This is a genomic window from Nonomuraea sp. MTCD27 (genome assembly GCF_041950495.1).
In the GTDB taxonomy this organism is placed as follows: Bacteria; Actinomycetota; Actinomycetes; order Streptosporangiales; family Streptosporangiaceae; genus Nonomuraea.
In genome coordinates, this window is sequence record NZ_JBGNUW010000029.1 from 93,016 (window position 1) to 118,845 (window position 25,830).

The following is a 25,830-nucleotide window of genomic DNA, read 5'->3' on the forward strand; positions in this document are numbered from 1 at the left end:
CAACCGCATCGAAACCGGGATCGGGGACGCGGGCCGCCCACCGGCGTCTCCTGCCAGGCAGCCGGGCTCAGGTCGCGACGGGCAGGCAGAGGACGAGCCGGACCCCTTGCCGGAGCGGCTCGGCGCGTACGGTCCCCTCGTGCGCCTCGGCGATCTGCCGCACGATGGCCAGGCCGAGCCCCGAGCCGGGCAACGAACGGTCCGCCTCGGCGCGGTAGAAGCGGTCGAAGACGAAGGGCAGGTCCTTGGCCGCGATGCCGGGTCCCTGGTCGGCGACCGACAGCGTGCCGGCTGGATCCACCCGCACCAGTACCTCGCCGCCCGGCGGGCTCCACTTGATCGCGTTGTCGACGAGATTGGCGGCGGCGCGTTCGACGGCGTCCTGGTCCGCGGACACCAGGCACTCGGCGAGCTCGGCCCGCAGCCGTACGTGCGGCGCGCGCGCCCGCGCCCTGTCCAGCACGCGTTCGGCCACCAGGTCGAGGCGGACGTCCTCGATGTGGATCTGGATGTCGCCGTATCTGGCCAGCTCCACGAGGTCGTTGACCAGCACCCGCAGCTCCTCGGCCTGCTCGTGAGCCTCGCGCACCAGGGCCGGGGCCTGCGGGTCGGCGGTGCCCCGCCCTTCCGCCAGCAGCTCCAGGTTGGTGATGAGGCTGGTCAGCGGGGTACGCAGCTCGTGCGACGCGTCGGCGACCAGGCGCCGCTGGGCCAGCAGGGATTCGTTCAGCGCGCCCGTCATCGTGGTGAAGGCGCGGGCCAGCCGGGCCACCTCGTCGCGCCCGTTGCCGTCCAGGCCGGCGGCGGTGAGCGTACGGGTGGCGGTGACGTGTTCGACCACCTCGGTCAGACGGCCGATGGGGCGCAGCACCCGCCCGGCGAGCAGCCGCGCGCCCGTTCCGGCGAGCAACGCGCCACCCAGCGTCAGCCCTGCCAGCAGGACCTTCAGCCTGTTCAGCGTCAGGTCGTCCCGGTCCAGCGTGAACGCGGTGCGTATCAGTGCCAGGTCGGTCTGGCCCAGCGAAGCCGTGTAGACACGGTAGAGCACCCCGTCGCGGCTCACGTTCTGGAAGTACGGGGGGCTCATGCCCAACGCGACGTCGAGGTCCCTGCCGGTGAGCGGGGCGAGGTCTCCCGCCGCGCCCGGCTCCGCGGGATGCGGGACGAACTGCAGCAGCGTGCCGCCCGCGGAGACGGGGCGTGTGGGCACCTCCGTGGAGTTGGCCTTGAACGATCGCAGCAGGCGGGGCGCCTCAGCGGCGGCCACCACCAGCTCTCCGTCGTGCTGGGCGGCCAGCCCGGCCTCCATCGACGGATACAGCACGAGCGAGGCCGCCAGCAGCGCCGCTCCCACCACGGCCGCCCCCGCCAGCGCGACCCTGGTCCGCAGCTTCACGGCTCCTCCCGCAGCACGTATCCGAGCCCGCGCACTGTCTGGATCAGCCGCGGCTCGCCGCCGGCCTCCAGCTTGGCCCGAAGGTAACTGATGTAGACCCACAGCGCGTTGGAGGACGGGCCGAAGTCGTACCCCCAGACCGCGTCGAAGATCACGACACGGCTCAGCACCCGGTTCGGGTTGCGCATGAACACCTTCAGCAGCGTGTACTCGGTCCTGGTCAGGTCGAGCGGCCGCGCCCCGCGGGAGGCCCGGCAGGCCGCGGTGTCCAGCTCCACGCCGGCGAAGCGCAACACCTCCTCCGCCGCGCCGCTGCGCCGCAGCAGGGCGCGCAGGCGGGCCCGCAGCTCCTCCAGCGCGAACGGCTTCACCAGGTAGTCGTCGGCCCCGGCGTCCAGCCCGGCCACCCGGTCGGCGACGAGGTCGCGGGCCGTGAGCATCAGGATCGGCGTACGATCGCCGCCCGCCCGGAGTCGGCGGCACACCTCCAGCCCGTCCAGCCCGGGCATCATGATGTCCAGCACCACCGCGTCCTGACGTCCGCCGCCGGCGCTCTCCAGCGCGCGCAGGCCGTCGGCCGCGGTGCTCACGTGGTAGCCCTCGCGGGCGAGCGCACGCGCGAGCGAACGGCGTACCGCCTCATCGTCGTCGGCCACAAGGACGTGCATGATGACACTCTCCTCGCCGAACCCCGTCCCCGCCCAGCCTTCACGTCCCGGACCGCCGGGCGGGATGGCCGTCGCCCCGTCCCCGGGCATCCCCCGGGACGAGCGCCCACCCGGCCGTCCGGATGCTCAGGAGTCCGGCGTCTTGCCGGGGCCGGGCTTGGCGCCCTGTGGTTCGTTCGCCCGCTTGAACCCCTTCAGCACCTCCTGCAGCCGTTCCGCCGACACGCCGAGGCGCTCGGCTACGGCGGCGAACTCCGGCGAGTCAGGACGTATCCCGCCATTCTGGGAAAGCGCGTTCAGGCCGTGCACGGCGGCGCTCGCCCGGTCGAGCCCGACGCCCAGCGCGTCGGCCAGCGCCTGGGCGAGCCTCTGAGAGAGGTTCTCCGATTCGAGGGTCCCGGGCCGCTCTCCTTCGGGCGAGCAGCCGGACCCGCCCTTGCCGGGGTCGTCCGCCTTGGCCGCAGCCGCCTCCTTCGCCTTCGCGAGGTCGGTGGGCGAGCACGTCGCCGTTCCGCTGCACGGATCGCCGTCGAGGTTCCGCTGAGGTGCAGCCGCCAGGGCTCCCGACCCGCCCAGCACCAGCACCGCGACCATCCCCGCTGCCAGGCCCGCCATCCGTCTGTCCATGTCGCCGCTCCTTGTCCCGATCGGCCGGCACCTCTGGGCCGGCGGTTGCCGCCAGCCAACCGGGCCGACCTTCACCACGCCGTCGGCGAACCTTAGAAAAGCCCTAGAGACGACGCCGCCGACCCCGACACGGCGCTACTGGTGCTGGCGACGGGTGCCGGGCCGGGTGCGGGCGCGGCTCGTGTGGCGCCCTCTGGCGCTGCCGCGACCCCCGTACGTCACCTGCCGGTGAACGAGAGGATCTCCCGCACCACGAACACGGGATTCTCCTCCGCCGGCCAATGCCCCGATTCGGGCACCTCGACCGCGCGCGTGATGTTCCGCGGCAACGGCGCCAGGGTGGGGCGGGTGGCGGGGAACTGCGAGACGTACTGGAATCCGACTCCACCGCCGAAGTCGTGCGCGACCAGGTCGAAGGCGGGCAGCCCGATCCGGTCGTGCAGCAGCTTCCCTCACTGTCGCGGAGGCCGGGGAGATCGAGGGCGTAGACGGTGTGGTGCTCGGCCAGGGCCGGCATGATCCTCCGCCACTCGTACCAGGTCTGCGGCCACCCGTGCAGCAGGACCAGCGCCGGGCCCTTGCCGCCCATGACGTCGTGCATGCGCACGTCGCGGACCTCCGCGAACTTGTGCTCGAACGTCGCGTTGATCAGTGCAGGGTGCGGCCGAGGAAGTCGCGGATCAGTTCGGCGATCTCGTCGCCGTGGGTCTCCAGGGCGAAGTGACCGGCGTCGAGCAGGTGGAGGTCCGCGTCGGGCAGGTCGCGGGTGAATGCGCGGGCGCCGTCGGCGCCGAAGATCTCGTCGTGCTCGCCCCAGGTGATCAGGGTGGGTGGCCGATGGGTGCGGAAGTACTCCTGGAAGGAGGGGTAGGCGTCGAGGTTGAACTGGTAGTCGAAGAACAGCTGCAGCTGAAATCGCTTCCGAAGGTGCTCGTGATCGTTTCCCAGCCGAGCATCCGGGAGTTCAGCGTGCCGCGTCGGGCATACGGACCGTTATGTACGGGTGTGCCTGTTCCAGCCACTCGCTGGTCAGCCTTGCTCCAGCGGTCTGCTCAATGACCGCGAGCCAGGCGGCGATCCAGTCGTAGTCCTCGTCACGTTCCTCGAACTCGACGAAGAAGTCTGTCATCGCCTGCAGTTCAGGCCATTGGCCGATGCCGGGATAGTCTTCCGGGGTCCCGGGGAAGAACGCGTCGATCGCCAAGATGAGCTCGCCTCCGGCCGCGAAGCTCAGCCGATTGTGCAGGTTGACGTTCCACCAAGCGCTGTAGGCCCGAGCTCCCTGACTGAGCCGCTGCAGCACGGAAGGGACTGATCCGAGGTAGTCGATCTCCAGGAGCATGGCGGCGGGACCGCACCAGTCGACGAGCACGGGATAGGCGTCCTCGGTAGGAGGCCCGGCGGCCGTGAATGATGCCGGCTCGTGAAGCTGGTATGGCGTGCCCCCGCTGAGCCGGACGGCGATCTCGTCGAGGTTGAATGCACGTCCGCTGTCCGGCACCACTACGGTCCAGCACATGGCCTCGTCCAGCCAGGGGTGGCTGGTACGGAGGTGCCGGTAGTGCTCGCGCAAGCCGGTGATCGGCGGTTTTCCAGTGTTCACGCATGGTCCCTTCGCTCGGTCGGACGGATCTTCGAGATCCTCGCAGGGACCGCAGGCAGCTGGTAGATCGTTGCTCGCTGGTGAGGCCCTGAACGGATCTTCAGGGTTATCTCGGGTTATCAGGAGAACTAGCAGGTCAGCTGCTTGAAGACCTGTCAGGCACGTTGGAGCCTTCGGACCATGAACGCGCGCGATCGTCGATCAGAAGCCCCAGCGTTTCGAGCGCTTCCCAGGCGGTCAGATGCCGGTCGGGGTCGGTTCCTGCTCCCACAGGTGCCGCAGGATTACGGCCACCGTCTCGATCACCTGCATGGTGGCCTCGATGACCTGCTCAGCCATCACCCCGCGCCGCCCGGACAGGAGCGGCGAGCGTTTCATTACCTAGAGTGACATAATTGTTGCTTTGCGTTATTTGGGGAGGTAGATGGGCTAGTTGGAAGACATGGAGCGCCAACCAGGCGCGCCATACCGAAGAGAGGAGAACATCATGGATCAGTACGAGATCCAGCAGGCTCCGTACGAGCCGCCGACCATGGAGGAGGCCGGTGCCTTCGCCAAGGTGACCCGTGGCGAGGGGTTTTACGGCTGGGACTCCCGTGGCCGCGGCTTCTGGGGCTGACGGCCAGGTGTGATCGGTGCCGGCTCACGGGAGTGAGTGGTTCGCGGTGCTGCCTGACAGCGCCGCGGCCCAGGACTGCGCGGCCGGCCTGGCCGCGCGGCCGGGAGCGGACGTGGCGCTGCGCCACGCCTCCGGCCGGCCGTGCCTGATCGGAGCCTTCACCGCTGGGGCTCTGGTCTGCGCCGTCGCCGGCCCGATCCGGGTGGCGGTGATCGGGTGCTGTCCGGTCACCGCCGCCGACCTGGAACGCCGGGCGGCCCGGCTCACGGGCCTCGACTCGGCCGACGAGCTGGTGGCCGGGCTGCCCGGCAGTTTCCACCTGGTCACGGCGGTGGATGGTGAAGTGCGTGTGCGCGGCGACGCCGCCGGAATGCGCAGGGTCTTCCACACCAGAGCCGGCGCGTCGGCGGTGGCCGCCGACCGGGCCGACCTGCTGGCCGTCTGGCACGGCTCCGAGGTGGACCTCGACCGGCTCATGGTGCGCCTGCTGCAATCCACCTCGCCCGTCCTGTCAGGCTCGATGTGGCGGAACGTGCACGCCGTTCCCCCCGGCCACGCCGCCGACCTGCCCGCGAACGGGCCGGTACGGCTGACCCGGTGGTGGCGTCCGCCCGAGCCCGTCATGGACCTGCGGGAAGCCGCTCCGCTGGTGGGGCGGGCGCTGGCCGAGGCGGTGGCCTGCCGTACCCGCGCGGGGGAGACGATCGCGGCCGACCTGTCCGGCGGGCTGGACTCCACCCCGCTGTGTTTCCTGGCCCAAAGCGCCGTCCAGGACGGCGGCGGCCGGCTGGTCACCGTACGGACCGGCGTGGACCAAGCCGATCACGACGACGAACGGTGGGCTTCCAGGGCGGCCCGCCTGCTGACGGGTGACCACCTGGTGCTCGCCCCCGGCGAGGTGCCCGGCCGATACGCCGGCGTGGCCGAACCGGTGACCGGCCTGGACGAGCCGCTCGGCGTGATCACCACGGTACGGCGCGACGTCGCCGTGGCCGCGTTGCTCGCCGATCACGGAGCCCGCGTCCACCTGACCGGGCACGGCGGGGACGAGGTCACCTTCGTGCCGCCATGCCACCTGCACGATCTGGTACGGGCGCGGCCCCTGTCGTGGTGGTCGCGGTTGCGCGAGTACCGGGCGCTGGCCCGCTGGCCGCTTGCCGCCAGCCTGACCGCGCTGGCCGAACACCGCTCCTATCCCGGCTGGCTGGCCTCCCAGGCCGACCTGCTCACCGCGCCGCATCCGTCGCGGTACCGGCCGGAGCTGGGCTGGGAGGGGCCGATGCGGCTGCCCTCGTGGGCCCACCCTGACGTCGCCGCCGCCCTCGGTCCGATGCTGCGCCGGGCCGCCGCCGATGCCCGGCCGCTGGCGGGGCGGCGGGCCCAGCACCAGATCGCCGCCGTCATCCACAACAGCGCCGCCGACCTGCGCCAGCTGCAGCGCCTGACCGCCCGCCACGGAGCCACCGTGCACGCACCGTACCTGGACACCGCCGTGATCGACGCCTGCCTGGCCACCCGCCTGGACCAGCGCGCCCGCCCCGGCGCCTACAAGCCTCTGACGGTCGCGGCCATGGCCGGCCGCGTCCCCGAGCAGTGCCTGCGCCGCACCACCAAGGGTGAGTTCTCCAGCACCCTCTTCGAGGGGCTGCGCCGCCACCGCGACCAGCTCGTCGCACTCGCCGACGGCTCCCGGCTGGCCGCGCTCGGGCTGGCCGACGAGACCGCGCTGCGCCGCGCCTGCCTGCGCACCCCGGCACAGGCCGATCCCGGCGGCGACCTGGAGCTGTTCGCCGCCATGGAGAACTGGCTGCGCGCCCTGCCCGCCCCCGACCATGGGAGACGACCATGAGACTTCGCTCCGGTGTCACCTTCACCTCCGTCGACGAGGCCGCCGTGCTGCTGGACGAGCGCACAGGCCGCTACCTGCAGCTCAACGCCACCGCGACGCTGGTGCTGCGCAGCCTGCTGGCGGGCGGCGACCCCGCCGGAGCGGCCGGCGACCTGGCACGCGCCCATCCCGCCGCCGCGCCCACCGCCGAGGCCGACGTCGCCGCGTTCCTGGCCCAGCTACGCGAAGCCGGTCTGGTCGAGGAGGAGCAGCGGTGAGCGTTCCCATGTTGCCCGCTGAGCGGCCGCGCCTGTCCTGGCGCCGTCGTCCATCCGCCATGGCCGCGGTGGCCGCCGCGCGCCTGATCGCCCGGCTGCCGCCGGCCCGGATCCGGGCCGTGCTGGAGCTCGCCCGGCGCGGCGCCGTCCCGGCCACCGCCGATCAGGCCAAGCGGGCGCGGGACGCGGTGATCGCGGTCAGCCTGTTCTGTGCCGGGCAGGGATGCCTGCCGCGCTCGATCGCCGCCGCGCTCCTGTGCCGGCTGCACGGGGCCTGGCCCACCTGGTGTACGGGAGTACGCGTGCACCCGTTCGCCGCCCACGCCTGGATCGAGGCGGACGGCCGTCCCATCGACGAGCCGCCCGCCCGCTTCCACCCCACCATCGTCATCCCCCCACCGGCCGGCGACGGGTGAGCGCGGCACCCGGTCCCGAAAGGGCCGGAGCCCGGCACCTGGCCCGGCTGCTGCGCGCGCACCGGCCGGTCGTCGCCATGGCCGTGCTGCTCGGCCTGCTGGGCGCCGGGCTGGGCGCCGGGCTGGGCATGGCACAGCCGTTGCTGGCCGGGCCGTTCGCCGCGCAGGCCGCGGTGCAGGCGTACGGGCGCTACGCCGTGGGCCGCACCGCCGAGCACGTGGTGTTCGGGCTGCACACCGGCATGATCGGCGGTTGCTGCGGCTGCCGATGGACGTCTACGGCCGGCACCGGCGCGCCGACCTCATCTCCCGCGTCGGCACCGACGCCGGGCAGCTCCGCGATGTGATCGCCCAACGCCGTCGTGGACATCATCACCAGCACGCTGGCCGCGGTGATGGCCATCGCCCTGATGCTCTGGCTGGACCCGGCCCTGTTCACCCTCGTGCTGGTCATCATCGCCGCGTCCACGGCACTGATCGAGGTCATGCTGGCGGGCATCCGCACCGCCTCCGAGCAGACCCAGGCGAGCGTGGGTGCGATGAGCGCCGAGCACGACCGCGCCCTCGGCGCGATCCGAACCGTACGAGCCGGGCGCGCCGAGGAGCGCGAGCAAACCAGGATCGGTGAAGCCGTCCGGGCCTGCGCCACAGCTCGCGTTCGCGCAGGACGTGCGCCTGGTCGGTGAAGAGCGTTTCCAGGCGGTGAAGGAGGCCAGGGCGGACAGGTGCCGGTTCCAGGTGGCCGCCGCCGCGCTCGCCCATCGGTCCATGGCGGCGGCGTAGTCGTCCGGGGCGAGGCCCGCGACGGGCCGCTGGCCGGCCTGGGCGGTCAGGCGGGCGAGCGTGGCAGTGTGGTTGCGCCGGGTGGTGGCGGCCTGCAGGGAGTTGAGGAAGCACTCGACCGAGGCCGCGACCGTGCCCGGCGCTCGGCCGCCGGGGGCGGCTGGGGAAGCTTTCCAAAGGGTGACGGGCTGGCTCTGCTGTGGCGGAGAACGTCATCAAGCCGGGCTCATGGCCGGGGTAATGAGCGGGGCAGCAACAGCTCAAAACGTATGGCTGTAACAGCTAATCCGAATTCTCTTGCTCAAGTAAGCGAGGCGTCACCCTCACGCTCTATAACTTACAGTAGTTATTCAACTACTGTCTGTACATATCGGTGTGCTGGGCGCCTGCCCCGCCAACCTCCTTGGCCGCTGGAGGATCATGTCTGTTCCCCTGCGTTCCCTCACCGCCACCGCGATCACAGCGACGCACCTGGCCTCCCTCGCTCCCGCCCCTGCTGCTGCTTGCGGTTGCGGTCGCCGAGTTGCCCGCCGCGGACGAGAGCCGCGACGGCTACCAGCGCACCAGCTTCCACCGCACTCCCGCCGCGAGGTACTCATCGAGGATGCGGCCGACCTCGACATCGACCATGTCGTGCCGCTGGCCGAAGCATGGGACTCGGGCGCCTCGGCCTGGACCGTCGAGCAGCGTGTGGCCTACGCCAACGATCTGGACGCCGCCCACCACCTGGTCGCCGTCACCGTCCGCAGCAACCGGCGAAGGCCGACCGTGATGTGGCCGAATAGCTGCCCCCGTACAAGTCCGTCCACTGTCGCTACGCCGCCGAATGGACCGCGATCAAACGCCGCTGGGGCCTGAGCGCCGATGAACGGGAGAAGAGCGCCATCGCCGCCACCTGCCCCGGCACCACCCTTCCCGAGCAGCCCACACCCTAGCCGTACGACGCGGCGCTGACCGCCCGGCAACGCCACGTGACTCCTTTCCGCGCACCACGCGCAAGCAGCGCCGCCTGGCCATCGACCATCGGCCACGGATCACCCGCCGGCCGTTGAACAACCCCCGCCCGCTTCGAGGGCCGCCGCCGCGAGCGTGCCGACCCCCGACCACCCCCACATCGCCCGGCCCGCAGAAGAGCGTCCGCCCGGGCCGGCGATCGCCGCTGCAAATCCTGTGTTCTCCAGCCACGACTTCGTCCCTGTCGTCCTGCGGCGCGTGCTGAACCGCTGGATCCGCACGAAATCCGCCGCCGTGACAGCGGCTCCTGCCTGTCCTCCGCCGACCGGTTCGGAGGCTCCACCGGACATCCCCCACAGAAAGGGCTCCCTCGTGTCCATGCCCCAGCAACCCGCCCCGGGCGGCTGCCCGCAGCGGATCGCCCTGATCAACGGCAGCTTCGAAGAACCCACGATCCCCGGCAACGACGTGGACTTCCAGGACCAGAACGATGTGCCGGGCTGGTTCACCACCGCCACCGACGGCCAGATCGAGCTGTGGCCGCACGGCTACCGGGGCGTGCCCGCCGGCGACGGCAAGCAGTTCGCCGAACTGAACGCCAACCAGGTCTCCACCCTCTACCAAGACCTGCCCACCACCCCCGGCACCCGGCTGTACTGGCGGCTGCTGCACCGCGGCCGAAACGGCGAGGACACCATGAGGGTGCAGATCGGCCCGCCCCCGGCCGGCGGGCAGCAGTTCGCCCCGAACTACGAGAGCGCCGACCTCGCCGACGGCACCGACGCCTGGGGCGAGCACACCGGCTCCTACACGGTGCCGGCCGGTCAGAGCACCACCCGCTTCGCCTTCAAGTCCGTCTCGGCCGCCGGCGGAGACTCCACCATCGGCAACTTCCTGGACGGCATCTTCTTCGGCACCGCGCCCTGCGTGGTGGTGACCAAGAGCGTCGAGCCCGAGACGGGAGCCGGGGTCGGCGACACCATCACCTACCGCGTCAACCTCAAAAACGAAGGCGGTGTCCCGGCCGAAAACGTCATCCTGCGCGATGTCATCCCCGCCGGCACCAGCTACGTCGACGGCTCGCTGCGCATCGTGGACGGCCCCGGCTCCGGTGCCAAGAACAGCGGCCGCAACAGCCGCTACGACGCCGGCACCCGGCGGCTGACCATCCCCCTCGGCGACGGCGCGGGCGACGGCCATGGCGGCATGCTCCACCCCACCACCGAGTTGCCCGACGGCACCACCGTGGAGTTCCGGGTCAAGGTAGAACGCGACGGCACCGGTCGCGCCCTGGCCAACCAGGCCGAGGCCACCTACGACAACACCTACGGCGACGAGGTCGAGCATCTGACCTCGACCTCCAACAGCTCCACCCACAACACCGCCCGCGCGGTGGATCTCGGCCTCATCAAGGCCGCCAACCAGGTGCACGCCACCGTCGGCGAGGTCGTCACCTACCACCTGGCCGTCACCAACCACGGCCCCACCCAGGCCACCGGCGTACAGGTCATCGACAAGCTGCCCGCCACCCTGGCGTTCCTGTCCGCCACCCCCAGCACCGGCGCCTACGACCCTGCCACCGGACTGTGGGACGTCGGCACCCTGCCCGTGGGCGCCACCGCCCACCTGATCCTCCACGCCAAGGTGACCGCAGCCGGCACGTTCCACAACACCGCCACCGCCGGCGCCAACGAAACCGGCACCGACGTCCCGGCCACCGCGATCAGCACCATCTGCGTGCACCCGCAACCGGACTGCATCACCACACCCCACGGCGGCGGCGACAACACCGGGGGCGGCAACACAGGTGGTGGAGGTGGCGGCACACTCACGATCGGCGGCAACACCTACACCATCGGGTACGGCCCGAACGGCCAGCTCATCCTCATCCCGGTCGGCGGCGGCAACACCGGCGCCGGCAACACCGGGGGCGGGAACACCGGGGGCGGAGGCGGCGGCACACTCACGATCGGCGGGATCACCTACGCCATCGTGTTCGGCCCGAACGGCCCTTACCTCGTTCAGGTCGGCGCCGGGAGCGGGGGTGGGCGTTGCTACTGCGTTTGCGAGTAGTTGTGTCCCCACTGTGGTGATCGGTCGCTGAACTGCGCTGTCCAGCGTCTCTCTCGCCCCGGTCAGGGCGGGAGGGACCCCGGTGGCGGCTCGGCGACGTCCTCGCCCCGGCCGCCTTCCTCCATGTCCCTGCAGCGGTCTTATGCCGCCTTCGCAGAGTAGGTGAACTGTCGTGCGTGTCCTGATCCAGCTGCGCCCACCCCAAGACGTCATCACCTCGGTTCTCGATCCCGGCGTGGCATCCACCGTCGCCGATGTGGTCGGTGATCTGCCCGGTGTCCTTCTCGACCAGGTCTTCAAGCCGGTGCCGCTGCCCGGCCCCGCCTCTACGGCCACGCCACGCAGCGGCGGCCTGCTGTCCTCGCTCAGCCCGCATCCGGGCAGCTTCTCCCGGTCCGCCGAGCACGCCTCGGTGCTGGTACGCGGGGAGATAGCCGAGGACGAGCTGCCCGCTCGGTGGAACCTGCTGACCTCGACCGTGCGCGAGGTGAGGGGTGTCTTCGCCGACCCCGCCATCGGCACCACCCTGGCCTGCGACGGCGATGTGCCGCTCGGGGACTGGCACGACGTCGAACGCCTCCTGCACGTCGAACAGTTGCACGCAGCCGGTTACGACGGGCACGACGTCCTGCTGGCGATCGTGGACGGCGGCATCAACTACGACCACGTCAGCACCAAACTCGGCCGCCGGTTCCTCATCGACGGCGACCGCAGCTGGAGCCCTCCGGGCACCCAACCGAACCCCGGCCGCTACCCGGTCGCCCACGGCAGCCTGTGCGCGTTCAACGCGCTGATCGCCGCGCCGAAGGCGACCCTGCTCGACATCCCCATCATGCAGACCCGCAAGACCACCGTCACCGGTCTGCTGTCGGACGCCGTAGCCGCCTACGCCCACCTGTGGCAGGTGCTGATGAACCTGCCCGAGGCTTCCCGCACCCTGGTGGTCAGCAACAGCTGGGGACTCAACAACAGGAACGACGACCTGCCGCCAGGACATCCCGGCAACTACGCCGGCAACCCGATGCACCCGTTCAACGTCATGCTCGGCAGCCTGGAAGCGGCCGGCGCCGACATCGTCTTCTCCGCCGGCAACGGCGGCCAGGACTGCCCCAACAGCAACCCGAACGCCTTCTTCGACATCGTCGGCGCCAACGGCCACCCCAAGGCCGTCACCGTGGCCGGCGTCGACGTCCACGGAACGCGCGCCGGCTACTCCACCAAAGGCCCCGCCCGCCTGGCCGACAAGAAGCCCGACATCAGCTCCTACACCCACTTCCTCGGCTCCGAGGCCACCGATCTTCGCGCCGACACGGGCACCTCCACCGCCTGCCCCGTCGCCGCCGGCGTCATCGCGGCCCTGCGCACCCGGCACCCCGGCTCGCGCCTGTTCCCCTCCCAGCTGCGCACCCTGCTGCAACGCACCGCCGAGGACCGCAGCACGGCCGGCTTCGACTACGAGTACGGCTACGGCATCATCGACCCGCCGGCCCTGATCGCCGCGCTGGACAAATTCCGCCAGCGGGCCGCCTGAGCGCCGGCCGCAGGCAGGACCCGCGGTAATGATCATCGAACGAGTGGCGGGCCCGGCGCCGCACGCGCCGCGCGAGCGAGCTCCTCCGGGACGTGCCCGCGTCGTCAACCGTGACGGCCGACGTCTCGACCGCCGCTTCGTCCAGCGGCCGTCCCCGCCCATCCATGCGCATCCTCCAGCACTCTCTCGCGAAAGGAACCCCATGAAGTCGCCGCGTACCGCCATCAAGATCGGCCTTCCGGCCGCGCTGTCAGCGTTCGCACTGGCCGGCGGCCTACTCATGCCCGCGCCGGCGGGCGCGACCCCCGACCGGTCAGCCCAGTCGGTCCGGTCAGCCGAGTCCGCCCAGCTGGCGCACGCCCCTACCCCCGTGCCCGTGCCCCCGCCCGCGCCGGTCGCGGACATGCCGCCGTTCGTCGACGACGGCCGCCGCCACGTGGTCGAGAACGTCAAGACCAACGGCTACCTCATCCACGAGGGCTACTCCGACCCCTCGTGCGTCGACGGCTTCTGCCGCCTGCTCGCCTGGGAAGCCGGCGTGATCCCTCCGGCCAACGAGTGGTTCTTCGAAGAAGCGCAAACGCGGCGCGGCCAGGTCTGGTTCCGCATGCGCAACGCCAAGTCCAACAAGTGCGCCGTTCCCGGCGGCTGGGTCGAAGGCCTGCCCAGCGCCGTCGTCAAGACCTGCGGCAGCGGCGATGAGTTCCTGTGGCGGGCCGAGCCCGACCGCAACGGTGACTGGCGCACCGTCAAGTTCGTCTCCTACACCACCAGCGACGCCATCCGGCCCGTCTACGGCAACCTCCCCAACGAGTACACCGTCCTGCACGACGACGGCTACACCCCCAACTTCTACTGGTCGGTCTCCCGCTAAGGCAGCCCCGCACCACCCGTGAGGCCGGGTGCGGACACCGCAACGGTGGCGTCCGCACCCGGCCAGGCCGGCGCAGCCACGGCGAGGTAACCATCGCCTCGCCCGCCCGTGGGAGCCGCCGATGCGCGCAGGCGTGAGCGGCCGCGGCTCCCGCAAGCCGGCCACGGTCGTTCAGCGCCGATGCCTTCCGGCTCGTTTCCACCGGCCGCCGGTCAGGCAGATCAGGCCGGTCGCCGCGGATGGCCCACGTCGGCCGGTGTCAGACGAGTGATCGCCTCTTCCACACTGGGGTGAAGGGGCAAGACGTCCCTCCCGCCGGTGGATCTGCAGGATGCGAGCGGGTGCGCCCGACACCGCGCCGGTGCGGGCGGCCCGGGCCGGGCGGGCTGCAGGCGTACACGCCTGGTCGCGGTGGCCGGCCAGCGCCGGCACCAGGCCGCCCAGGAGCCCGGCCGCGGTTCAGTTGGTGCAGTGTCCACCCTGCCCTCGCCGACCGCCACCCCGCCCTCACCCTCGTCCCCACCCACCTCGGCGACGAAGTCACCAGCTCCGACCGGCCCAACATCATCTTCCCGCCGACGGCCACACCTTCACCCTCGACGACCGCGGCCTGCACCCCACCGACCCAGCACCAGCCACCCCCTCGACCACCACCGCAGCACCACCGCAGCCGCCAGCTGACCGCGGGGACGGCAGCGGGTTCGCCCAGGTGGGCGAGTTGCTGCCGAACGACACGCTCATCCGCTGCCGGCGCACGCGCCTGTGCCGGTATCGCTGGAAGGTTCCGGGCAGCGCCAAGGTGATCGTTTGTCCGCGCTGCTACACGGCCCAGTTCGGCCCGGCCGAATAGCTCCTGTCTTCGCTATGACCGCCTTCGGGACGCTCGACAGCCGTTCAAGGGCGAGTTGTCCGGCGCGGTTGTCCGGGGCCTGGAGGAAAGACAACGGCCTTCCCGGGGCAAATCGGGAAGGCCGTTCCGTGTCTCCCTGAGCGCTCATCCGGACCAACGAACCGACGCCTTGGGGCGGCCGACCTGGGCCGACCTCGCCGCGGGGTCTAGACCGGCGGCTGTGAGCGCATGTTGGTTGTCCAACCTCGCGACCGGACCAGACCGTCTGCAGCCGATGTTTCCCGGACCACTCCGATACCCGGTACCGTCGTTATCTTGGGCAGCGAAGCGAAATAGCTGGTCAGCTGCTTGAAGGTCTGTCAGGCACGTAAGCAAGCAGGTTGGCCATGGCTGTCGCGCGTGGCCCGCAAGTCGAGCCGATGGACGCGCTGGGCGCCGAATCACGCTTCCAGGCCGGCGTACGGGCCCGCGAGCTCGGCCTGGTCCAGAGGGTCGTTCACGTGAAGTGACGCTCCCGCTTCCTGCTGGATCGCGAAGGGCCGTTCTGGTCTGCCACGGTGGCGGGCTCCGGGTTTCACGACTCCGGGGCTCAGGGGGTCGTGGACCCTATCATGCGGGTCAGGAGGGTGACGGCGGCCTCCGGATGAAGGCCCTGGCGGCGGATCAGGGATTGCCAGGTGGGGAATTCCACGGCGTGGTGAACGGCCGCTTTCAGCAGGACGGGCTCGGCGGTCTGGGGGGCGTAGGCGTCGATGAGGATGGCGGCCACGTCGTCCAGGTATTCGGTGAAGGGTTGCAGGCTCAGTTCGACCAGGGGGACCGTGGCCGCGTCCCTCAGCGCGTTCGTGAGCATCTGCTCGACGGTCTCGTAGTAGCCGTAGAGGGCGGTCAGGGCCGTGGTGAGCCGGTCAGAAGGGGAGCCGATCTCTTTCCAGGGCATGACGTCGGGCCATGGATGGTGACCCCAGTATTCGCTGGAGCAGGCGGCGAACAGCTCCTCCTCCGTGGGGAAGTGCCGGTAGACCGTGTGGCGCTGCACCCCGGCCAGCTCGGCGATGCCCGCGATGGTCGTTTGGGCAGGCCCGATGCGGCCGTGCAGTTCGACGGCCGCCTGGGTGATCCGCCGGCGGGTCGTCTCCATCGCGTCGGCGCGTCGCCGCAACTCGTATTTGCGTGGTGTCTTCGTCTCGGCCATGCGGTCGCCTCGAACTCCTGACGCTCCCCCGCAGGCCCTCCGCCTGCGGGAACCCGATTTTACAGTGCCGAACACCGAATTTCATAGTACGTACGTGTGCATCTATTGACACGCCCGGCGCCGCGGACCTACTTTCATGGTACAGGCCCGTTCCATGAAATGTTTGGAGTACACCCGTGACGAAGATGCGAACAGTCGTCGTACCCGCCCTCGACACCGCCTGGGAGACCAGAGACGCCGAGATCCCCGAGGTAACGGCAGGTCAAGTGCTGGTGAGAGTGCACGCCTCCGGCATCTGCGGGACGGACGTCCTGATCACCCAGGGCAAGCTCTCCTTCGGAGTCGGCTTCCCCATGGCGCTCGGGCACGAAGGCGCCGGTGAGGTGGTGGCGGTCGGTGACGGTGTGAGCTCCCGCGAGGTCGGCGACCGGGTCGGCATCGTCACCCTGCAGAAGGCGTGCGGGGTGTGCGCGTGGTGCCGGCGGGGCGAGCCGCTCGACTTCGTCACCGCCGCCAACTGCGAGAGCCCCGTGCTGACCGGGATGAACGTGCCGGGGACGCACGCCGGCTACGTCGCCGTCCCCGCCGAGGCCACGGTGCCGCTGCCCGACGGGCTGTCGTACGAGCACGCCGCGCCCATCATGTGCGTCGGCTACACCGCGTGGGCGGGCCTGCGGCGCGCCAGCCCGCAGCCCGGCGACCGCGTCGCCGTCTCCGGCATCGGCGGCCTCGGCCACCTGGCCGTCCAGTACGCCAAGGCCGCCGGTTTCACCACCATCGCCGTCACCCGCTCACCCGACAAGCAGGAGCTGGCCCGCGAACTCGGCGCCGACGTCGTCGTCTCCGACGGCGCCCAGCTGCGCGAAGCAGGCGGCGCCGACGTGCTGCTGAACACCAACGGCTCCAACCAGGCCGTCTCCGACGCCATGCAAGGGCTGGCGCCCCGAGGACGCCTGGTGCTCATGGGCATCGCGTTCGACGCCCTCTCCGTGACCAACATGCAGATGGTCATGAACAGCGTCCAGATCCTGGGCTCCGCACACAACGGCACCCGGTACCTCGTCGAGGCGCTGAGCATCGCCGGCGAAGGCAAGGTGACCCCGATGGTGGACGTCTTCGACAAGGAGCACGCCGCCGACGCCTACCGGCACACCGCAGCAGGCAAGTCCCGCTTCCGTACCGTCATCTCCTTTGCCTGAAAGGAAAACCGATGTCCAGTGATTTCAAACGTCCGACCGAGCCCGAAGGCCTCACCGCTTCGCTTCTCGAGCGCTTCAACTCCGGCAAGGTCAGCGCGATGATGGGGCTCTACGAGGAAGGCGCGGTGTTCGTCACCAACTCGGGGGAGCCGGTGACCGACCCCGCCGAGATCGAGCGGCACCTGGAGGGCTTCATGTCGTTCGGCCTGCCGATGAAGGCCAACGCCCGGCACTTGTACGTGGCGGGGGACGTCGCCCTGTTCGTCCTCGACTGGGAGGTCCAGGGCACCGGCCCCGACGGTTCCCACGTGCACCTGAAGGGCTCCGCCACCGACGTGGCGCACCGCGGCGCCGACGGCTTCTGGCGCTACGCGATCGACAACCCCTACGGCACGCGGTTCCGCGAGCAGGTCTGACGCCCCGGCCTCATCGGCTGATCGTCCGGGAAAACACGGCGTGGGAGCGGCCGGCGACCTCCCGGGGCTGACGTGGGCGCGTACGGTTGATGGGTGTCAGTTGCTCCCCAAGGCGTCGTGCTGGGTGTGGCGCGATCATGCGCCGGCCGCGCGCACTGTCGCTGCTCACCCTCGTCGGCGTGCTGACGTCCGCCAACTGGGCGTCGTTCATCTGGGCGTCGTTCATCTGGGCGACGATGACCGGGCACGTGGTCGACGCCTCGCTCGGCCACTTCATCACCCCGCTGGTCAGCGTCGCGCTCGGGGTGGCCTTAGGGCAGCCCCCGTACGCGACCGTGAGCACGGCGATGGCGACCGCGCCCAGCGCGATCGCCTCCCATTGCCAGGCCCGCAGCCGTTCCCCCAGGCCCCGCGCGAGCACGACGAGAACAGCACGGACATGCCGACCGCTACAGGTCGCGGGTAAGGGGTGCTGGCCCTTCTTGCCGGTGGTTATGGCCACAAGCGAGTCCGGCCCGGCTGAGCTCACATCCGCCTCAAATCCCCGTTGATCACCCCGAAACTCACTGGGAACACGGGGACGAATAGGTGGCAACAAGGCACCCCGAGACTCACCTCCAACGAGATCATGGAGGTGGGTGTTGGGGTACAGCAGACGCGACTTTCTGTCCGCCGTTGGAGTATCCGGCGGCGCGGGAGCGCTCTTCTCGACCATGGGGGCGCTCGGGCTTGCGCCGTCCGCCGAGGCGTCCGTGAAGACTGCCTTCGACCCGCCGCAGCCGTCCGACTTCGCGCTCACCGGGCGGTCCGCGAAGAAGGTCGTGATCCTCGGCGCGGGGATGGCCGGCCTCGCCACGGCGTACGAGCTGGGTAAGGCGGGTTACGACTGCACGATCCTGGAGGCCCTCGACCGGGTGGGCGGGCGGAACTGGACCATCCGCGGCGGCGACCGGCTGACCGAGTTGGACGGCTCCACGCAGGTCGCGCAGTTCCGGGACGGCGTCTACCTGAACGCCGGCCCGGCACGGCTGGCGCAGTGGATGGTGACCATGGACTACTGCCGCGAACTCGGCGTGGACCTGGAAGTCTTCACCAACTCCAACGCCCAGGCCTACATCTATCACCAGAACATGCCGGCCCCCGTCCGCTGGCGTACGGCCAAGGCCGACGTCTACGGGTACGTCTCCGAGCTCCTGTCGCGCGCCACCGACGCGGGCGCGTTGGACGCCGCGCTGACCACGCAGGACAAGGAGCGGCTGATCACCTTCCTGTCGGGCTTCGGGGCGGTGGGCAACAAGGCGAGCGGGTTCAAGTACACCGGAAGCTCCCGCCGCGGCTACAGCGTGAACCCGGGCGCGGGCGAGCAGCCGGGAACGGTGCTCGGACCGGTGCCATCGCTGTCGGAGGTGCTGGCGAGCGGCATCGGGCAGCGGTTCTCGTTCGAGTTCGGTTACGACCAGGCCATGCTGATGTTCCAGCCGGTCGGCGGCATGGACGCGATCCCGCGAGCCCTCGCCGGCAGGATCGGGCGGCAACGGATCCGGCTGCGCTCCACCGTCACCAAGATCACCGACCTGCCGGACGGCGTAGAGGTGGAGTACCAGGACCGCCACGGCCGCACCCAAATGATCAAGGCGGACCTGTGCGTCGCGGCGATGCCCCCGCACATCCTCGCCAGAACCCCGCACAACCTGGGCACGGAGATCCAGGCCGCCCTCTCCACTCCGACCGTCGCCAACTCGGGCAAGATCGGGCTGGAATACCGCCGCCGCTGGTGGGAGATCGACGAGGACATCTACGGCGGCATCACCAGCACCGACCTCGACCTCGCCACCATCTGGTACCCCTCCTACGGGTACGGCGCGGCCCGCGGCCTGGTCGTCGGCTACTACAACTTCGGCGCCCAGGCCGACGCGTACGCCGCACTCAAGCACGCCGATCGCGAGCGCCGCGCGGTCGAGCAGGGGATGCGGATCCACGGCGCGAAGTACCGCGACGAGCTGGCCTCGTCGGTGTCTGTCGCCTGGAAACTCCAGCCGCACATCGAGGGCGCATGGGTGGGCTGGCCGTCGCGCCAGGGCGCGTACCAACTCCTCAACAAGCCCGCCGGCCGCGTGTACTTCGCGGGCGACTGGCTGAGCCACATGATCGCCTGGCAGTCGGGGGCCTTGGAATCCGCCCGCAAGGTCGTCACCGAGCTGCACCAGCGCGCGCTGAGCGCCGCCTGAGAGGACACCGTCCCATGAAGATCCGCACCACTGTCACCCTCGCCGCGGCCACCGTCCTCCTCCTGGGCACGGGTACGGCCGCCGCCACCGCCCGCTGGTCACCCCATCCCTACGAGATCAAGCCCATCCTCCCGGCGGGCAGCACCAATCCCGCGATCGCCGACGGCGTGGCGCTCGGGAAGCAGGTCGCCACGTACACCGCCAGCGGTCTGGGCCCGGCTGCGGCCAATCCCGCGGCCCCCGCCGACTCCCCCGAGCGCTACGTCGACTTCCCCGGCGGCGCCCTGCCCCCAGGCGTCACGGTCACCGAGGCCCAGGCCATCAACGCGCTGAAGCGCATCAAGGCCAATCTCGCCGCGGCTGGGCTGGGTCTTGAGGATGTCGTCTCCATGCGCGCGTACCTGGAGAAGCCTCCAGGCGCCGCGGCGGCCGACTTCGCCGGGTGGAACCGCGCCTACCGCCAGTTCTTCGCCAACACGGACCTGGCCTCGGGTCAGCCCGTCCCCGTCCCGCTGGGCACCGCGCCGCCCGCCCCGCCCTTGGAGGTCAACCCCGCCCGCCCGGCCCGCGTGACGATCGAAATCGCCAATCTCCCGGTCGCGGGCTGGCTTGTCGAGGTCGAGGTCGCCGCCGCGTACAAGCGCTGACAGCCGGGCCTGGCAGCCTCGTGCGCACCAGAGAGGTGATCACAAAGAGAAGTCCGTCCTGTGCCGCCGGACACCGCATCCGGATATCGCATCCGCGACCCCACCGCCGGCCGTGCACCGGCCCTCCTCCTCTTCGATGACGACACGCTGGTGCTCTCCACCTCCCGGGCGCCGAGCACCAGCCTGGCCGGCTCGGCGAAAACGCTCGTCACAAGCCCGGTGAAGAGGAACATCGGCACGGCCGTCGGCACCAGTAACGATCTTTACCCGGTGTGGACCTGCCCCGGCTACGGTTCGGGGTGGTTGACCAGATTCGCCGCTGTCGTCCGCGCCGTTTCTGAGAAGCTGTCTTCGAACCCTCTAACTGATCTTCGTTCGGATTGCCTTCGCCTTGGTGGCGATATGCGGGTCAGGTCGCAGATGCCGCGAGCATTTTGGTCGTGAAGTCGATAGCCGTGGCCAGCCGTTGGGGATCGTGCCCGGCGCGTTCGCGTACGCGCAGCCCAAGCACGGTTGTGAACAGCAACTCCATTGCAGCGTCGACGTCCAATGTGGCGGGCAGGTCGCCGTCGCGGATGCCGCGGCGTAGTAGCGACGTCAGGGTTTTCCGGGTGACTTCGAACGCAGCCTCAGTCCTTTGTCGGACTTCGGGGTCGCTAGTGCCGAGCTCGGTGGCCGTGTTGACCACGAAGCAGCCACGACCGGCGTCGTGGCTGACCATCCAGATCAGCCACTCCCGCAAGATCTCGAGGCTGGGACCGGGGGCGCTGAGCTGCTCTTCAGCCTGAGTGGACTCGGTCGCCCGATAGTGGTCCAGCGTCCGCAAGAACAGTGTGCGCTTGTCGTTGAAGGTGCGATACAGGCTACTTTGCTTGAGCCTGAGCTCGGCGCCCAAGTCCCGGACGGACGTGGCGTTGTAACCGCGACACCAGAACAGGTTGGTTGCCTTGGCGATCACGTTCTGCTCGTCGAACTCCCTGGGCCTTGCCATGGTCGCCACCCTACCAAGGTTGTGGAGCGATCGCTCCCGTATTAGGGTGTGCCGTCATATGGGAGCGAGCGCTCCCGAATGAGGGGAGAGACTCGACGTGACGGCAACAGACCGCCCGCTGACCGAGCGAGAGGCGTCAACGAAAAGTCATTGGATCGCGGTGTCCGCCGTAGCCTTTGGCACATTTCTCCTGGTGACGGCCGAGCAGCTCCCCATCGGGCTGCTCACCCCCGTCGGATCGGCACTATCGGTGTCTGAAGGTGCGGCAGGACTGATGGTCACGGTCCCCAGCATCGTCGCCGCCGTTGCGGCGCCGGCAGTCCCGATACTCGTCGGCAAGATGGACCGCAGGCTCTTGCTCGTCGCCTTGATGGCACTCATGACGCTCGCCAACCTTGCCTCCGCCCTGGCCCCGAACTATCCGCTCCTGATCATCGCCCGCGTGCTGGTCGGCGTGGCGATCGGCGGGTTCTGGGCCATCGCCGGCGGCCTGGCCGTCCGGCTCGTCCCGGCCTCGCGCGTGCCGCGGGCCACAGCGATCATCTTCGGCGGCGTCGGGGCCGCGAACGTCTTCGGTGTCCCCCTCGGCACGATGATCGGCGGGCTGGCCAACTGGCGGATCGCGTTCGGCGCGCTGAGCGCCCTCGCGCTTGCCGTGCTGGTCACCTTGCTGGCCGTGCTGCCACCGTTGACCGCTGCTCAGCCCGTCGGGCTGCGGCGGCTGGCTGGCCAGTTCCGCAACCAGGGCGTCCGGGTCGGTATCCTGGCCACCTTCCTGATCGTGACCGGCCATTTCTCGGCCTACACGTTCATCAGCCCCGTGCTACAGGATCTGTCCGGCATCGACGAGCAACTCGTCGGGCCGCTGCTGTTCGGATTCGGCGTGGCAGGCATCGCGGGAAACTTCGTCGCGGGTGCGGCTGTGGCGCAGAAGCTCCATCGCACCGTCCTCTCCATCACCGCCGCCTTGGGGGTGACCGTGCTGCTTTACCCCGTGGCAGGTCTCACCGCTGTGGGCGGGGTGACGTTGCTCGTTGTCTGGGGCCTGGCGTACGGCGGGGTCTCCACAAGCCTTCAGACGTGGATGATCAAGGCCGCGCCGCAAGCGGTCGAGGAAGCCTCCGCGCTGTGGGTGGCGGTGTTCAATCTCTCCATCGGTCTCGGCGCGTTGGTCGGCGGCGCAATCGTCGATGCCCTGCCACTCCAGGGCATCCTATGGCTCGCCGGCGTTCTCCTCCTGGCGGCCGGGCTGGCCGTGTGGAGTGCACGCCGAAACGAGAGCCTGCGATGACCCACATCCCCGCACCAGCCAAGGCGATCACGCCTACCTGAGAATTACGCGACTCGTCGTGGGGCCGGCCCTTGTGACCACACCGGCATGGTGGTCTTTCTAGCCAGACGGCGTGTCATCAAGGTGATAGACGCCCAGGTCAGGTGCGCTTCGCTGTGCTGTGGGAGCCGCTCGTAGTCGATCACGTTGCGCCGGGCGTTCATCAGCCACCCGATCGACCTCTCGACGATCCACCGGCGGGCCAGCACCTTGAACCCGGTCTGGCCCGGCAGCTTCGTCACAATCTTCAGGGTGAGACGCAGGAACCGCCGGGCCCATTCCACCAGCATCCCGGCATAGGCGCTGTCGCCCCAGACGAGGGTGAGCTGCGGGTGCAGCATCCGCAGCCGGGCAAGCAACTCGCGGGCGGCGTCGCGGTCGGGCTGCCCGGCCGGGGTGACCATCACGCCCAGCAGCAGGCCCTTCGTGTCAACGACCAAGTGACGGCCGGCGCGCAGACGGAGGGCGCGGCGCAGTTGGTCGCGGATGTGGTTGACGACGCCGGCCCTGGCCCAGCGGCGGAAGAAGCCGTACGTCGTCTGACATGGTGGGAAATCCGCAGGTAAGGCACGCCATTTGCAGCCGTTGTCGACCAGATACCTGATCGCGTCCACGATGTCGCGACGGTCGTGCTTCTCAGGCCGGCCGCCCGTACGGGTCTGGCAGGCCGGCACCGGCAGAAGCGGCTTCAGCAGCAACCATTCGGCGTCGGTGGTGTCGGAGGGGTAATGGCGGGGACGCACCTCATGCCTCCGCTTTGCTGAGCAGGGTCAGTGCCGCCTGGACGACGTTGAGCTGGCCCAGCACCAGATGGACCCAGTCATCCTCGGGCCGGCTGGCCGCGTGCGGGGCGACCGTGGCGGACAGCAGGCGGCTGATACGGGTCAGCTCGGTGCGCAGCCGTGAGCGTTCGTAGGCGATCCAGTCGTCGGGCGAGGTGGAGAAGCGGTAGCCGTCGTCTGGGGTCCAGATCAGCGGGGTCAGGTGCGCCATCGCCGAGACCTCCCGGATATAAAGGATGCCTTTGCGGACATGGCCCAGGCTCAGCCCGGTGGCGCGCACCAGCTGCTGGGTGGCCAGCCCGGCCGGGCGGGCCTCGAGCAGGGCCAGGCGGACCTGGTCGCCACACACGTTGGCCGCCAGGCCCCGTGACCTCGGGGGCATGGGTCTTACTCGCCTTGCAGCAGCCGGGCCAGGCCCTCATCGATGCTGATCTCGCCGGACTCCACGGCCGATTCGATCCAGTCGGCCGTCGCCCGCACCCGTGCCACGTTCCTGGCCACCGTGGCGCGCTCGTCGGCGGTGAACTGGTGGCCGCGCATGCCCGGAACGACGCGGCCGATGGCCGAGACGAAGGCCGCGCAGGCACCAATCAACTCCAGGAAGTCACGGCTGTGCTCGATGCGGGGCAGGGCCGGGGTGCGCTGCCGCACCACCTGGCCGGCCTGGCGGACATGGTCGACCTGGGCGCGGTTGACCATGTGCTTGGCCGTGTCGTCGAGCATCGTCCGCGAGGCCACTTGCGGCCGGCGCAGCAGGTCGGTAGCCACCCGCACGGCGACCTCCTCATCGCGGGCCAGGTCGTGGATGCGCTCGACCTTCTGCTGCACCGAGGCGGTGTTGACGAGCTTCTGGTCCACGGCTCGCTTGGCGGCCGTATCGGTCCACCGATGGGTTCCGGTGCGGTTATCCAGTGGGGGATCAGCGATACGCGCCCACCGCTCCTGATCGTCACGGATGGAGGCCAGCGTCCTGTGGATGTAGTACGGGACCCCTGCTTGACGGCGCTGGGCCGGGCCAGCGGGAGGACACCCAGCGGTAGGTCTCCAGCGTCTTTACCGGGATGGCCAGGTCGTCGGCGTACAGTTGCAGCGATTCCAAGACGCCGAACAGCGCCTCGCCCTGGTTGGGGTGCGCACCGCCGTGCGGCTGTATCGGTTCGATCTCCAGCGCCAGATCGCCTTAACCGACCACACCAAGGTCAACATTGCTGTTGAGCTGGGATTTCACGTAGTTGATATGTGTGCGACGTGACCAGCAGAGGTGTTCGCTCGTCGGAGGATGTCCCGACGCGTTATGAGAGTTCGCATCGGAAGCGGCGGCGATTTCTCAAGCGATCTGGCGGAACACCTGGTGGGGCTCAGTAGATATGTCGAGGATTAGCGGTTGGCAGCAAGGAAGCGTCCGGCCAACCCTGGTCTTCAGTCGCGGCGTTCAGTTCCATACCAATAGCCCACGGCTGCTCCAGCTAATGGAGCAATGGGCGCCATGTACTGGACTACTTCCGCCGCAGGCAGTCGAAGGATCATACCCAAGAGGACGATCACTACTGTGCTGACGACAAGAATGATTGCCAGGAGCGCGCGTAACGATGCCCCAGTTCGTGGAGCCACGGCTCTTGACCCCGCGCGACTCCATTCCTCCGGGTCAGCGGCCTGAGAGCCAAGTCCCAGCACACTGCTTCGCCGCGTTTGCGGGCGATCCTCGTCGTCCTCATCGTCCTCATCAAGGGGGGACAAATCCTCATCGGCCGACGGGCGCCTCGATTCCGGGCCAGCGGCCAGAGAACCAAGTTTTGCTGTGCCTGGACGATGTCCAAAGGGCGGAACTTTTGCCTCGGGATCATTGCCTTGTGGTCCTACGGGGTTTGCTTGCCTGCCGTCATCATCGCCAGCTGCCATGTGTTCACCATCGCTGACTTCAACCGCTCGCGATAGCCAGGAAGGCCCACAAAATCGCCAGGCGAAATGAGAAGTCGTCACGCCCGGCGACTCGCGGAACAAGTGGCGAACGGCTGGTCACGTAGACGATGGGCCAGACCGATTGAGAAGCGACGGGTTGAGTAGCACGTCTACTCGGCCTTCCCACGGGTGAGCGAGTCGACAAATGCCTCGGCTTCGGTGAGGCTGAGCTGCTTCTGATCGCGGATCAGGAAGACGGCTGCCTTCCGCTGTCCCTCGGCCAGGAATTCGGTAACCGGCCCTGTCAGATCCTCCGGCCACCGGCCCGGGAAGTCCGGCAGGAGTTCACCTCGGCGCAGGGCGCGGGCCGCAGCCAGAGCATCCGGACCGGAGACCTGCGCTTCCTTCTTCAGCACCTTGACCGCCTCGTCGAATTGCCCGGATTCGATGAGGTCGTGGGCCGTGGCCTGGATCTCCACTGGGGTGAACAACGGCATCGGAATGGAGATCCATACCCTGTTGCGCCGCTGGCGCCAGGCTCGCAACCCCAAAACAATGAGCCCTATTAGGGCCAGGACTAAGATCGACTTCACAGGGTCGAGATCGAACATGCCTGGATTGTAGTGATCAGACATCGTCCTTA

At 69.6% G+C, this 25,830-nt stretch carries 29 protein-coding genes and 3 pseudogenes; 18 read left to right on the plus strand and 14 right to left on the minus strand.

The features are described 5' to 3' along the window. Nucleotides 1–67: 67 nt before the first annotated feature. The 7 genes and pseudogenes from ACBJ59_RS53715 to ACBJ59_RS53745 all read right to left on the minus strand — a co-directional run bounded on the left by ACBJ59_RS53715 (nucleotide 68) and on the right by ACBJ59_RS53745 (nucleotide 4,672). Entirely contained in the window at nucleotides 68–1,396 is a 1,329-nt protein-coding gene (locus tag ACBJ59_RS53715) for a sensor histidine kinase (protein WP_375117731.1), read from the minus strand. Further along, a complete protein-coding gene (locus ACBJ59_RS53720; protein WP_375117732.1) occupies nucleotides 1,393–2,064 on the minus strand; it encodes a response regulator transcription factor in 672 nt (223 codons plus the stop codon). Before ACBJ59_RS53720 ends, ACBJ59_RS53715 begins: the two co-directional genes overlap by 4 nt. A gap of 126 nt (nucleotides 2,065–2,190) precedes the next feature. Continuing rightward, nucleotides 2,191–2,691: a hypothetical protein gene (locus ACBJ59_RS53725; RefSeq protein WP_375117733.1), complete on the minus strand. Its 501-nt coding sequence runs from the start codon at nucleotides 2,689–2,691 to the stop codon at nucleotides 2,191–2,193. Nucleotides 2,692–3,148: 457 nt separating this feature from the next. Then, nucleotides 3,149–3,292, minus strand: a pseudogene (locus ACBJ59_RS53730) (alpha/beta fold hydrolase); the annotation flags it as partial. Nucleotides 3,293–3,339: 47 nt separating this feature from the next. Continuing rightward, complete coding sequence (locus ACBJ59_RS53735; protein ID WP_375117779.1) at nucleotides 3,340–3,639, minus strand: alpha/beta fold hydrolase; 300 nt, start codon at nucleotides 3,637–3,639, stop codon at nucleotides 3,340–3,342. A 16-nt stretch (nucleotides 3,640–3,655) separates the two neighbouring features. Beyond that, nucleotides 3,656–4,294: a DUF6461 domain-containing protein gene (locus tag ACBJ59_RS53740; protein WP_375117734.1), complete on the minus strand. Its 639-nt coding sequence runs from the start codon at nucleotides 4,292–4,294 to the stop codon at nucleotides 3,656–3,658. 237 nt (nucleotides 4,295–4,531) lie between these two features. Beyond that, on the minus strand, nucleotides 4,532–4,672 hold the full coding sequence (locus ACBJ59_RS53745; RefSeq protein WP_375117735.1) for a hypothetical protein: 141 nt from the start codon (nucleotides 4,670–4,672) through the stop codon (nucleotides 4,532–4,534). Nucleotides 4,673–4,781: 109 nt separating this feature from the next. Between ACBJ59_RS53745 and ACBJ59_RS53750 the strand changes: the two genes are divergently transcribed. The 11 genes from ACBJ59_RS53750 to ACBJ59_RS53800 all read left to right on the plus strand — a co-directional run bounded on the left by ACBJ59_RS53750 (nucleotide 4,782) and on the right by ACBJ59_RS53800 (nucleotide 15,009). Continuing rightward, a complete protein-coding gene (locus tag ACBJ59_RS53750; RefSeq protein ID WP_375117736.1) occupies nucleotides 4,782–4,913 on the plus strand; it encodes a lasso RiPP family leader peptide-containing protein in 132 nt (43 codons plus the stop codon). A gap of 16 nt (nucleotides 4,914–4,929) precedes the next feature. Next, a complete protein-coding gene (locus ACBJ59_RS53755) occupies nucleotides 4,930–6,762 on the plus strand; it encodes an asparagine synthase-related protein (protein WP_375117737.1) in 1,833 nt (610 codons plus the stop codon). After that, nucleotides 6,759–7,019, plus strand: a complete 261-nt coding sequence (locus tag ACBJ59_RS53760) for a lasso peptide biosynthesis PqqD family chaperone (protein WP_375117738.1) — start codon at nucleotides 6,759–6,761, stop codon at nucleotides 7,017–7,019. The genes ACBJ59_RS53755 and ACBJ59_RS53760 overlap by 4 nt, the downstream gene beginning before the upstream one ends. Next, complete coding sequence (locus ACBJ59_RS53765) at nucleotides 7,016–7,435, plus strand: lasso peptide biosynthesis B2 protein (RefSeq protein ID WP_375117739.1); 420 nt, start codon at nucleotides 7,016–7,018, stop codon at nucleotides 7,433–7,435. The genes ACBJ59_RS53760 and ACBJ59_RS53765 overlap by 4 nt, the downstream gene beginning before the upstream one ends. Continuing rightward, nucleotides 7,432–7,782, plus strand: coding sequence for a hypothetical protein (locus ACBJ59_RS53770; RefSeq protein ID WP_375117740.1), 351 nt, complete (start codon nucleotides 7,432–7,434; stop codon nucleotides 7,780–7,782). The genes ACBJ59_RS53765 and ACBJ59_RS53770 overlap by 4 nt, the downstream gene beginning before the upstream one ends. 15 nt (nucleotides 7,783–7,797) lie before the next feature. Beyond that, nucleotides 7,798–8,121, plus strand: coding sequence for an ABC transporter transmembrane domain-containing protein (locus ACBJ59_RS53775; RefSeq protein WP_375117741.1), 324 nt, complete (start codon nucleotides 7,798–7,800; stop codon nucleotides 8,119–8,121). Between the two features lie 1,429 nt (nucleotides 8,122–9,550). Then, nucleotides 9,551–11,245, plus strand: a complete 1,695-nt coding sequence (locus ACBJ59_RS53780) for a hypothetical protein (protein WP_375117742.1) — start codon at nucleotides 9,551–9,553, stop codon at nucleotides 11,243–11,245. 172 nt (nucleotides 11,246–11,417) lie between these two features. Beyond that, entirely contained in the window at nucleotides 11,418–12,776 is a 1,359-nt protein-coding gene (locus ACBJ59_RS53785; RefSeq protein WP_375117743.1) for a S8 family serine peptidase, read from the plus strand. A gap of 202 nt (nucleotides 12,777–12,978) precedes the next feature. Further along, nucleotides 12,979–13,650, plus strand: coding sequence for an RICIN domain-containing protein (locus ACBJ59_RS53790; RefSeq protein WP_375117744.1), 672 nt, complete (start codon nucleotides 12,979–12,981; stop codon nucleotides 13,648–13,650). A gap of 709 nt (nucleotides 13,651–14,359) precedes the next feature. Beyond that, a complete protein-coding gene (locus tag ACBJ59_RS53795) occupies nucleotides 14,360–14,500 on the plus strand; it encodes a hypothetical protein (protein ID WP_375117745.1) in 141 nt (46 codons plus the stop codon). A 386-nt stretch (nucleotides 14,501–14,886) separates the two neighbouring features. After that, nucleotides 14,887–15,009, plus strand: a complete 123-nt coding sequence (locus ACBJ59_RS53800; RefSeq protein ID WP_375117746.1) for a hypothetical protein — start codon at nucleotides 14,887–14,889, stop codon at nucleotides 15,007–15,009. Between the two features lie 80 nt (nucleotides 15,010–15,089). On the opposite strand, the gene ACBJ59_RS53805 is transcribed toward ACBJ59_RS53800, so the two are convergent. Continuing rightward, entirely contained in the window at nucleotides 15,090–15,695 is a 606-nt protein-coding gene (locus ACBJ59_RS53805; protein WP_375117747.1) for a TetR/AcrR family transcriptional regulator, read from the minus strand. Nucleotides 15,696–15,880: 185 nt separating this feature from the next. Between ACBJ59_RS53805 and ACBJ59_RS53810 the strand changes: the two genes are divergently transcribed. Continuing rightward, complete coding sequence (locus ACBJ59_RS53810; RefSeq protein WP_375117780.1) at nucleotides 15,881–16,894, plus strand: alcohol dehydrogenase catalytic domain-containing protein; 1,014 nt, start codon at nucleotides 15,881–15,883, stop codon at nucleotides 16,892–16,894. Nucleotides 16,895–16,905: 11 nt separating this feature from the next. After that, the gene (locus ACBJ59_RS53815) at nucleotides 16,906–17,310 is read left to right on the plus strand and encodes a YybH family protein (RefSeq protein WP_375117748.1); all 405 of its coding nucleotides are present in this window, start codon (nucleotides 16,906–16,908) and stop codon (nucleotides 17,308–17,310) included. Between the two features lie 10 nt (nucleotides 17,311–17,320). Here ACBJ59_RS53815 and ACBJ59_RS53820 read toward each other — a convergent pair whose 3' ends face one another. Then, nucleotides 17,321–17,731 carry a hypothetical protein gene (locus ACBJ59_RS53820; protein WP_375117749.1) on the minus strand — a complete coding sequence of 137 codons (411 nt, stop codon included), beginning with the start codon at nucleotides 17,729–17,731 and terminating at the stop codon, nucleotides 17,321–17,323. 331 nt (nucleotides 17,732–18,062) lie between these two features. Between ACBJ59_RS53820 and ACBJ59_RS53825 the strand changes: the two genes are divergently transcribed. The 3 genes from ACBJ59_RS53825 to ACBJ59_RS53835 are packed head-to-tail and all read left to right on the plus strand — an operon-like array spanning nucleotide 18,063 to nucleotide 20,629. Next, a complete protein-coding gene (locus ACBJ59_RS53825; RefSeq protein ID WP_375117750.1) occupies nucleotides 18,063–19,538 on the plus strand; it encodes a flavin monoamine oxidase family protein in 1,476 nt (491 codons plus the stop codon). A 14-nt stretch (nucleotides 19,539–19,552) separates the two neighbouring features. After that, nucleotides 19,553–20,185, plus strand: a complete 633-nt coding sequence (locus tag ACBJ59_RS53830) for a Rid family hydrolase (protein WP_375117751.1) — start codon at nucleotides 19,553–19,555, stop codon at nucleotides 20,183–20,185. A 60-nt stretch (nucleotides 20,186–20,245) separates the two neighbouring features. Next, nucleotides 20,246–20,629: a hypothetical protein gene (locus ACBJ59_RS53835; RefSeq protein WP_375117752.1), complete on the plus strand. Its 384-nt coding sequence runs from the start codon at nucleotides 20,246–20,248 to the stop codon at nucleotides 20,627–20,629. Here ACBJ59_RS53835 and ACBJ59_RS53840 read toward each other — a convergent pair. Further along, nucleotides 20,595–21,176, minus strand: a complete 582-nt coding sequence (locus ACBJ59_RS53840) for a TetR/AcrR family transcriptional regulator (RefSeq protein WP_375117753.1) — start codon at nucleotides 21,174–21,176, stop codon at nucleotides 20,595–20,597. The two genes, ACBJ59_RS53835 and ACBJ59_RS53840, sit on opposite strands and share 35 nt — an antisense overlap. 160 nt (nucleotides 21,177–21,336) lie before the next feature. Between ACBJ59_RS53840 and ACBJ59_RS53845 the strand changes: the two genes are divergently transcribed. Continuing rightward, nucleotides 21,337–22,467 carry an MFS transporter gene (locus ACBJ59_RS53845; protein WP_375117781.1) on the plus strand — a complete coding sequence of 377 codons (1,131 nt, stop codon included), beginning with the start codon at nucleotides 21,337–21,339 and terminating at the stop codon, nucleotides 22,465–22,467. A gap of 65 nt (nucleotides 22,468–22,532) precedes the next feature. Here the strand turns inward: ACBJ59_RS53845 and ACBJ59_RS53850 are convergent. The 3 genes and pseudogenes from ACBJ59_RS53850 to ACBJ59_RS53860 form a co-directional block, all read right to left on the minus strand. Further along, nucleotides 22,533–23,249: pseudogene (locus tag ACBJ59_RS53850) on the minus strand (transposase); the annotation flags it as partial. Between the two features lies 1 nt (nucleotide 23,250). Then, nucleotides 23,251–23,670, minus strand: coding sequence for a hypothetical protein (locus ACBJ59_RS53855; protein ID WP_375117754.1), 420 nt, complete (start codon nucleotides 23,668–23,670; stop codon nucleotides 23,251–23,253). 5 nt (nucleotides 23,671–23,675) lie between these two features. Further along, a pseudogene (locus tag ACBJ59_RS53860) lies at nucleotides 23,676–24,290 on the minus strand (DUF6192 family protein); the annotation flags it as partial. 127 nt (nucleotides 24,291–24,417) lie between these two features. Between ACBJ59_RS53860 and ACBJ59_RS53865 the strand changes: the two are divergent. Continuing rightward, nucleotides 24,418–24,540, plus strand: coding sequence for a hypothetical protein (locus ACBJ59_RS53865; protein WP_375117755.1), 123 nt, complete (start codon nucleotides 24,418–24,420; stop codon nucleotides 24,538–24,540). 817 nt (nucleotides 24,541–25,357) lie between these two features. Here ACBJ59_RS53865 and ACBJ59_RS53870 read toward each other — a convergent pair. Beyond that, a complete protein-coding gene (locus ACBJ59_RS53870) occupies nucleotides 25,358–25,798 on the minus strand; it encodes a hypothetical protein (protein WP_375117756.1) in 441 nt (146 codons plus the stop codon). Nucleotides 25,799–25,830 lie beyond the last annotated feature (32 nt).

Coding starts and splice junctions, on each gene's coding strand:
- ACBJ59_RS53790 (WP_375117744.1), top strand. CDS start 12,979: ATGAAGTCGCCGCGTACCGCCATCAAGATCGGCCTTCCGGCCGCGCTG.
- ACBJ59_RS53810 (WP_375117780.1), top strand. CDS start 15,881: ATGCGAACAGTCGTCGTACCCGCCCTCGACACCGCCTGGGAGACCAGA.
- ACBJ59_RS53780 (WP_375117742.1), top strand. CDS start 9,551: ATGCCCCAGCAACCCGCCCCGGGCGGCTGCCCGCAGCGGATCGCCCTG.
- ACBJ59_RS53750 (WP_375117736.1), top strand. CDS start 4,782: ATGGATCAGTACGAGATCCAGCAGGCTCCGTACGAGCCGCCGACCATG.
- ACBJ59_RS53760 (WP_375117738.1), top strand. CDS start 6,759: ATGAGACTTCGCTCCGGTGTCACCTTCACCTCCGTCGACGAGGCCGCC.
- ACBJ59_RS53800 (WP_375117746.1), top strand. CDS start 14,887: ATGGCTGTCGCGCGTGGCCCGCAAGTCGAGCCGATGGACGCGCTGGGC.
- ACBJ59_RS53870 (WP_375117756.1), bottom strand. CDS start 25,798: ATGTTCGATCTCGACCCTGTGAAGTCGATCTTAGTCCTGGCCCTAATA.
- ACBJ59_RS53725 (WP_375117733.1), bottom strand. CDS start 2,691: ATGGACAGACGGATGGCGGGCCTGGCAGCGGGGATGGTCGCGGTGCTG.
- ACBJ59_RS53815 (WP_375117748.1), top strand. CDS start 16,906: ATGTCCAGTGATTTCAAACGTCCGACCGAGCCCGAAGGCCTCACCGCT.
- ACBJ59_RS53720 (WP_375117732.1), bottom strand. CDS start 2,064: ATGCACGTCCTTGTGGCCGACGACGATGAGGCGGTACGCCGTTCGCTC.
- ACBJ59_RS53855 (WP_375117754.1), bottom strand. CDS start 23,670: ATGCCCCCGAGGTCACGGGGCCTGGCGGCCAACGTGTGTGGCGACCAG.
- ACBJ59_RS53840 (WP_375117753.1), bottom strand. CDS start 21,176: ATGGCAAGGCCCAGGGAGTTCGACGAGCAGAACGTGATCGCCAAGGCA.
- ACBJ59_RS53745 (WP_375117735.1), bottom strand. CDS start 4,672: ATGAAACGCTCGCCGCTCCTGTCCGGGCGGCGCGGGGTGATGGCTGAG.
- ACBJ59_RS53830 (WP_375117751.1), top strand. CDS start 19,553: ATGAAGATCCGCACCACTGTCACCCTCGCCGCGGCCACCGTCCTCCTC.
- ACBJ59_RS53805 (WP_375117747.1), bottom strand. CDS start 15,695: ATGGCCGAGACGAAGACACCACGCAAATACGAGTTGCGGCGACGCGCC.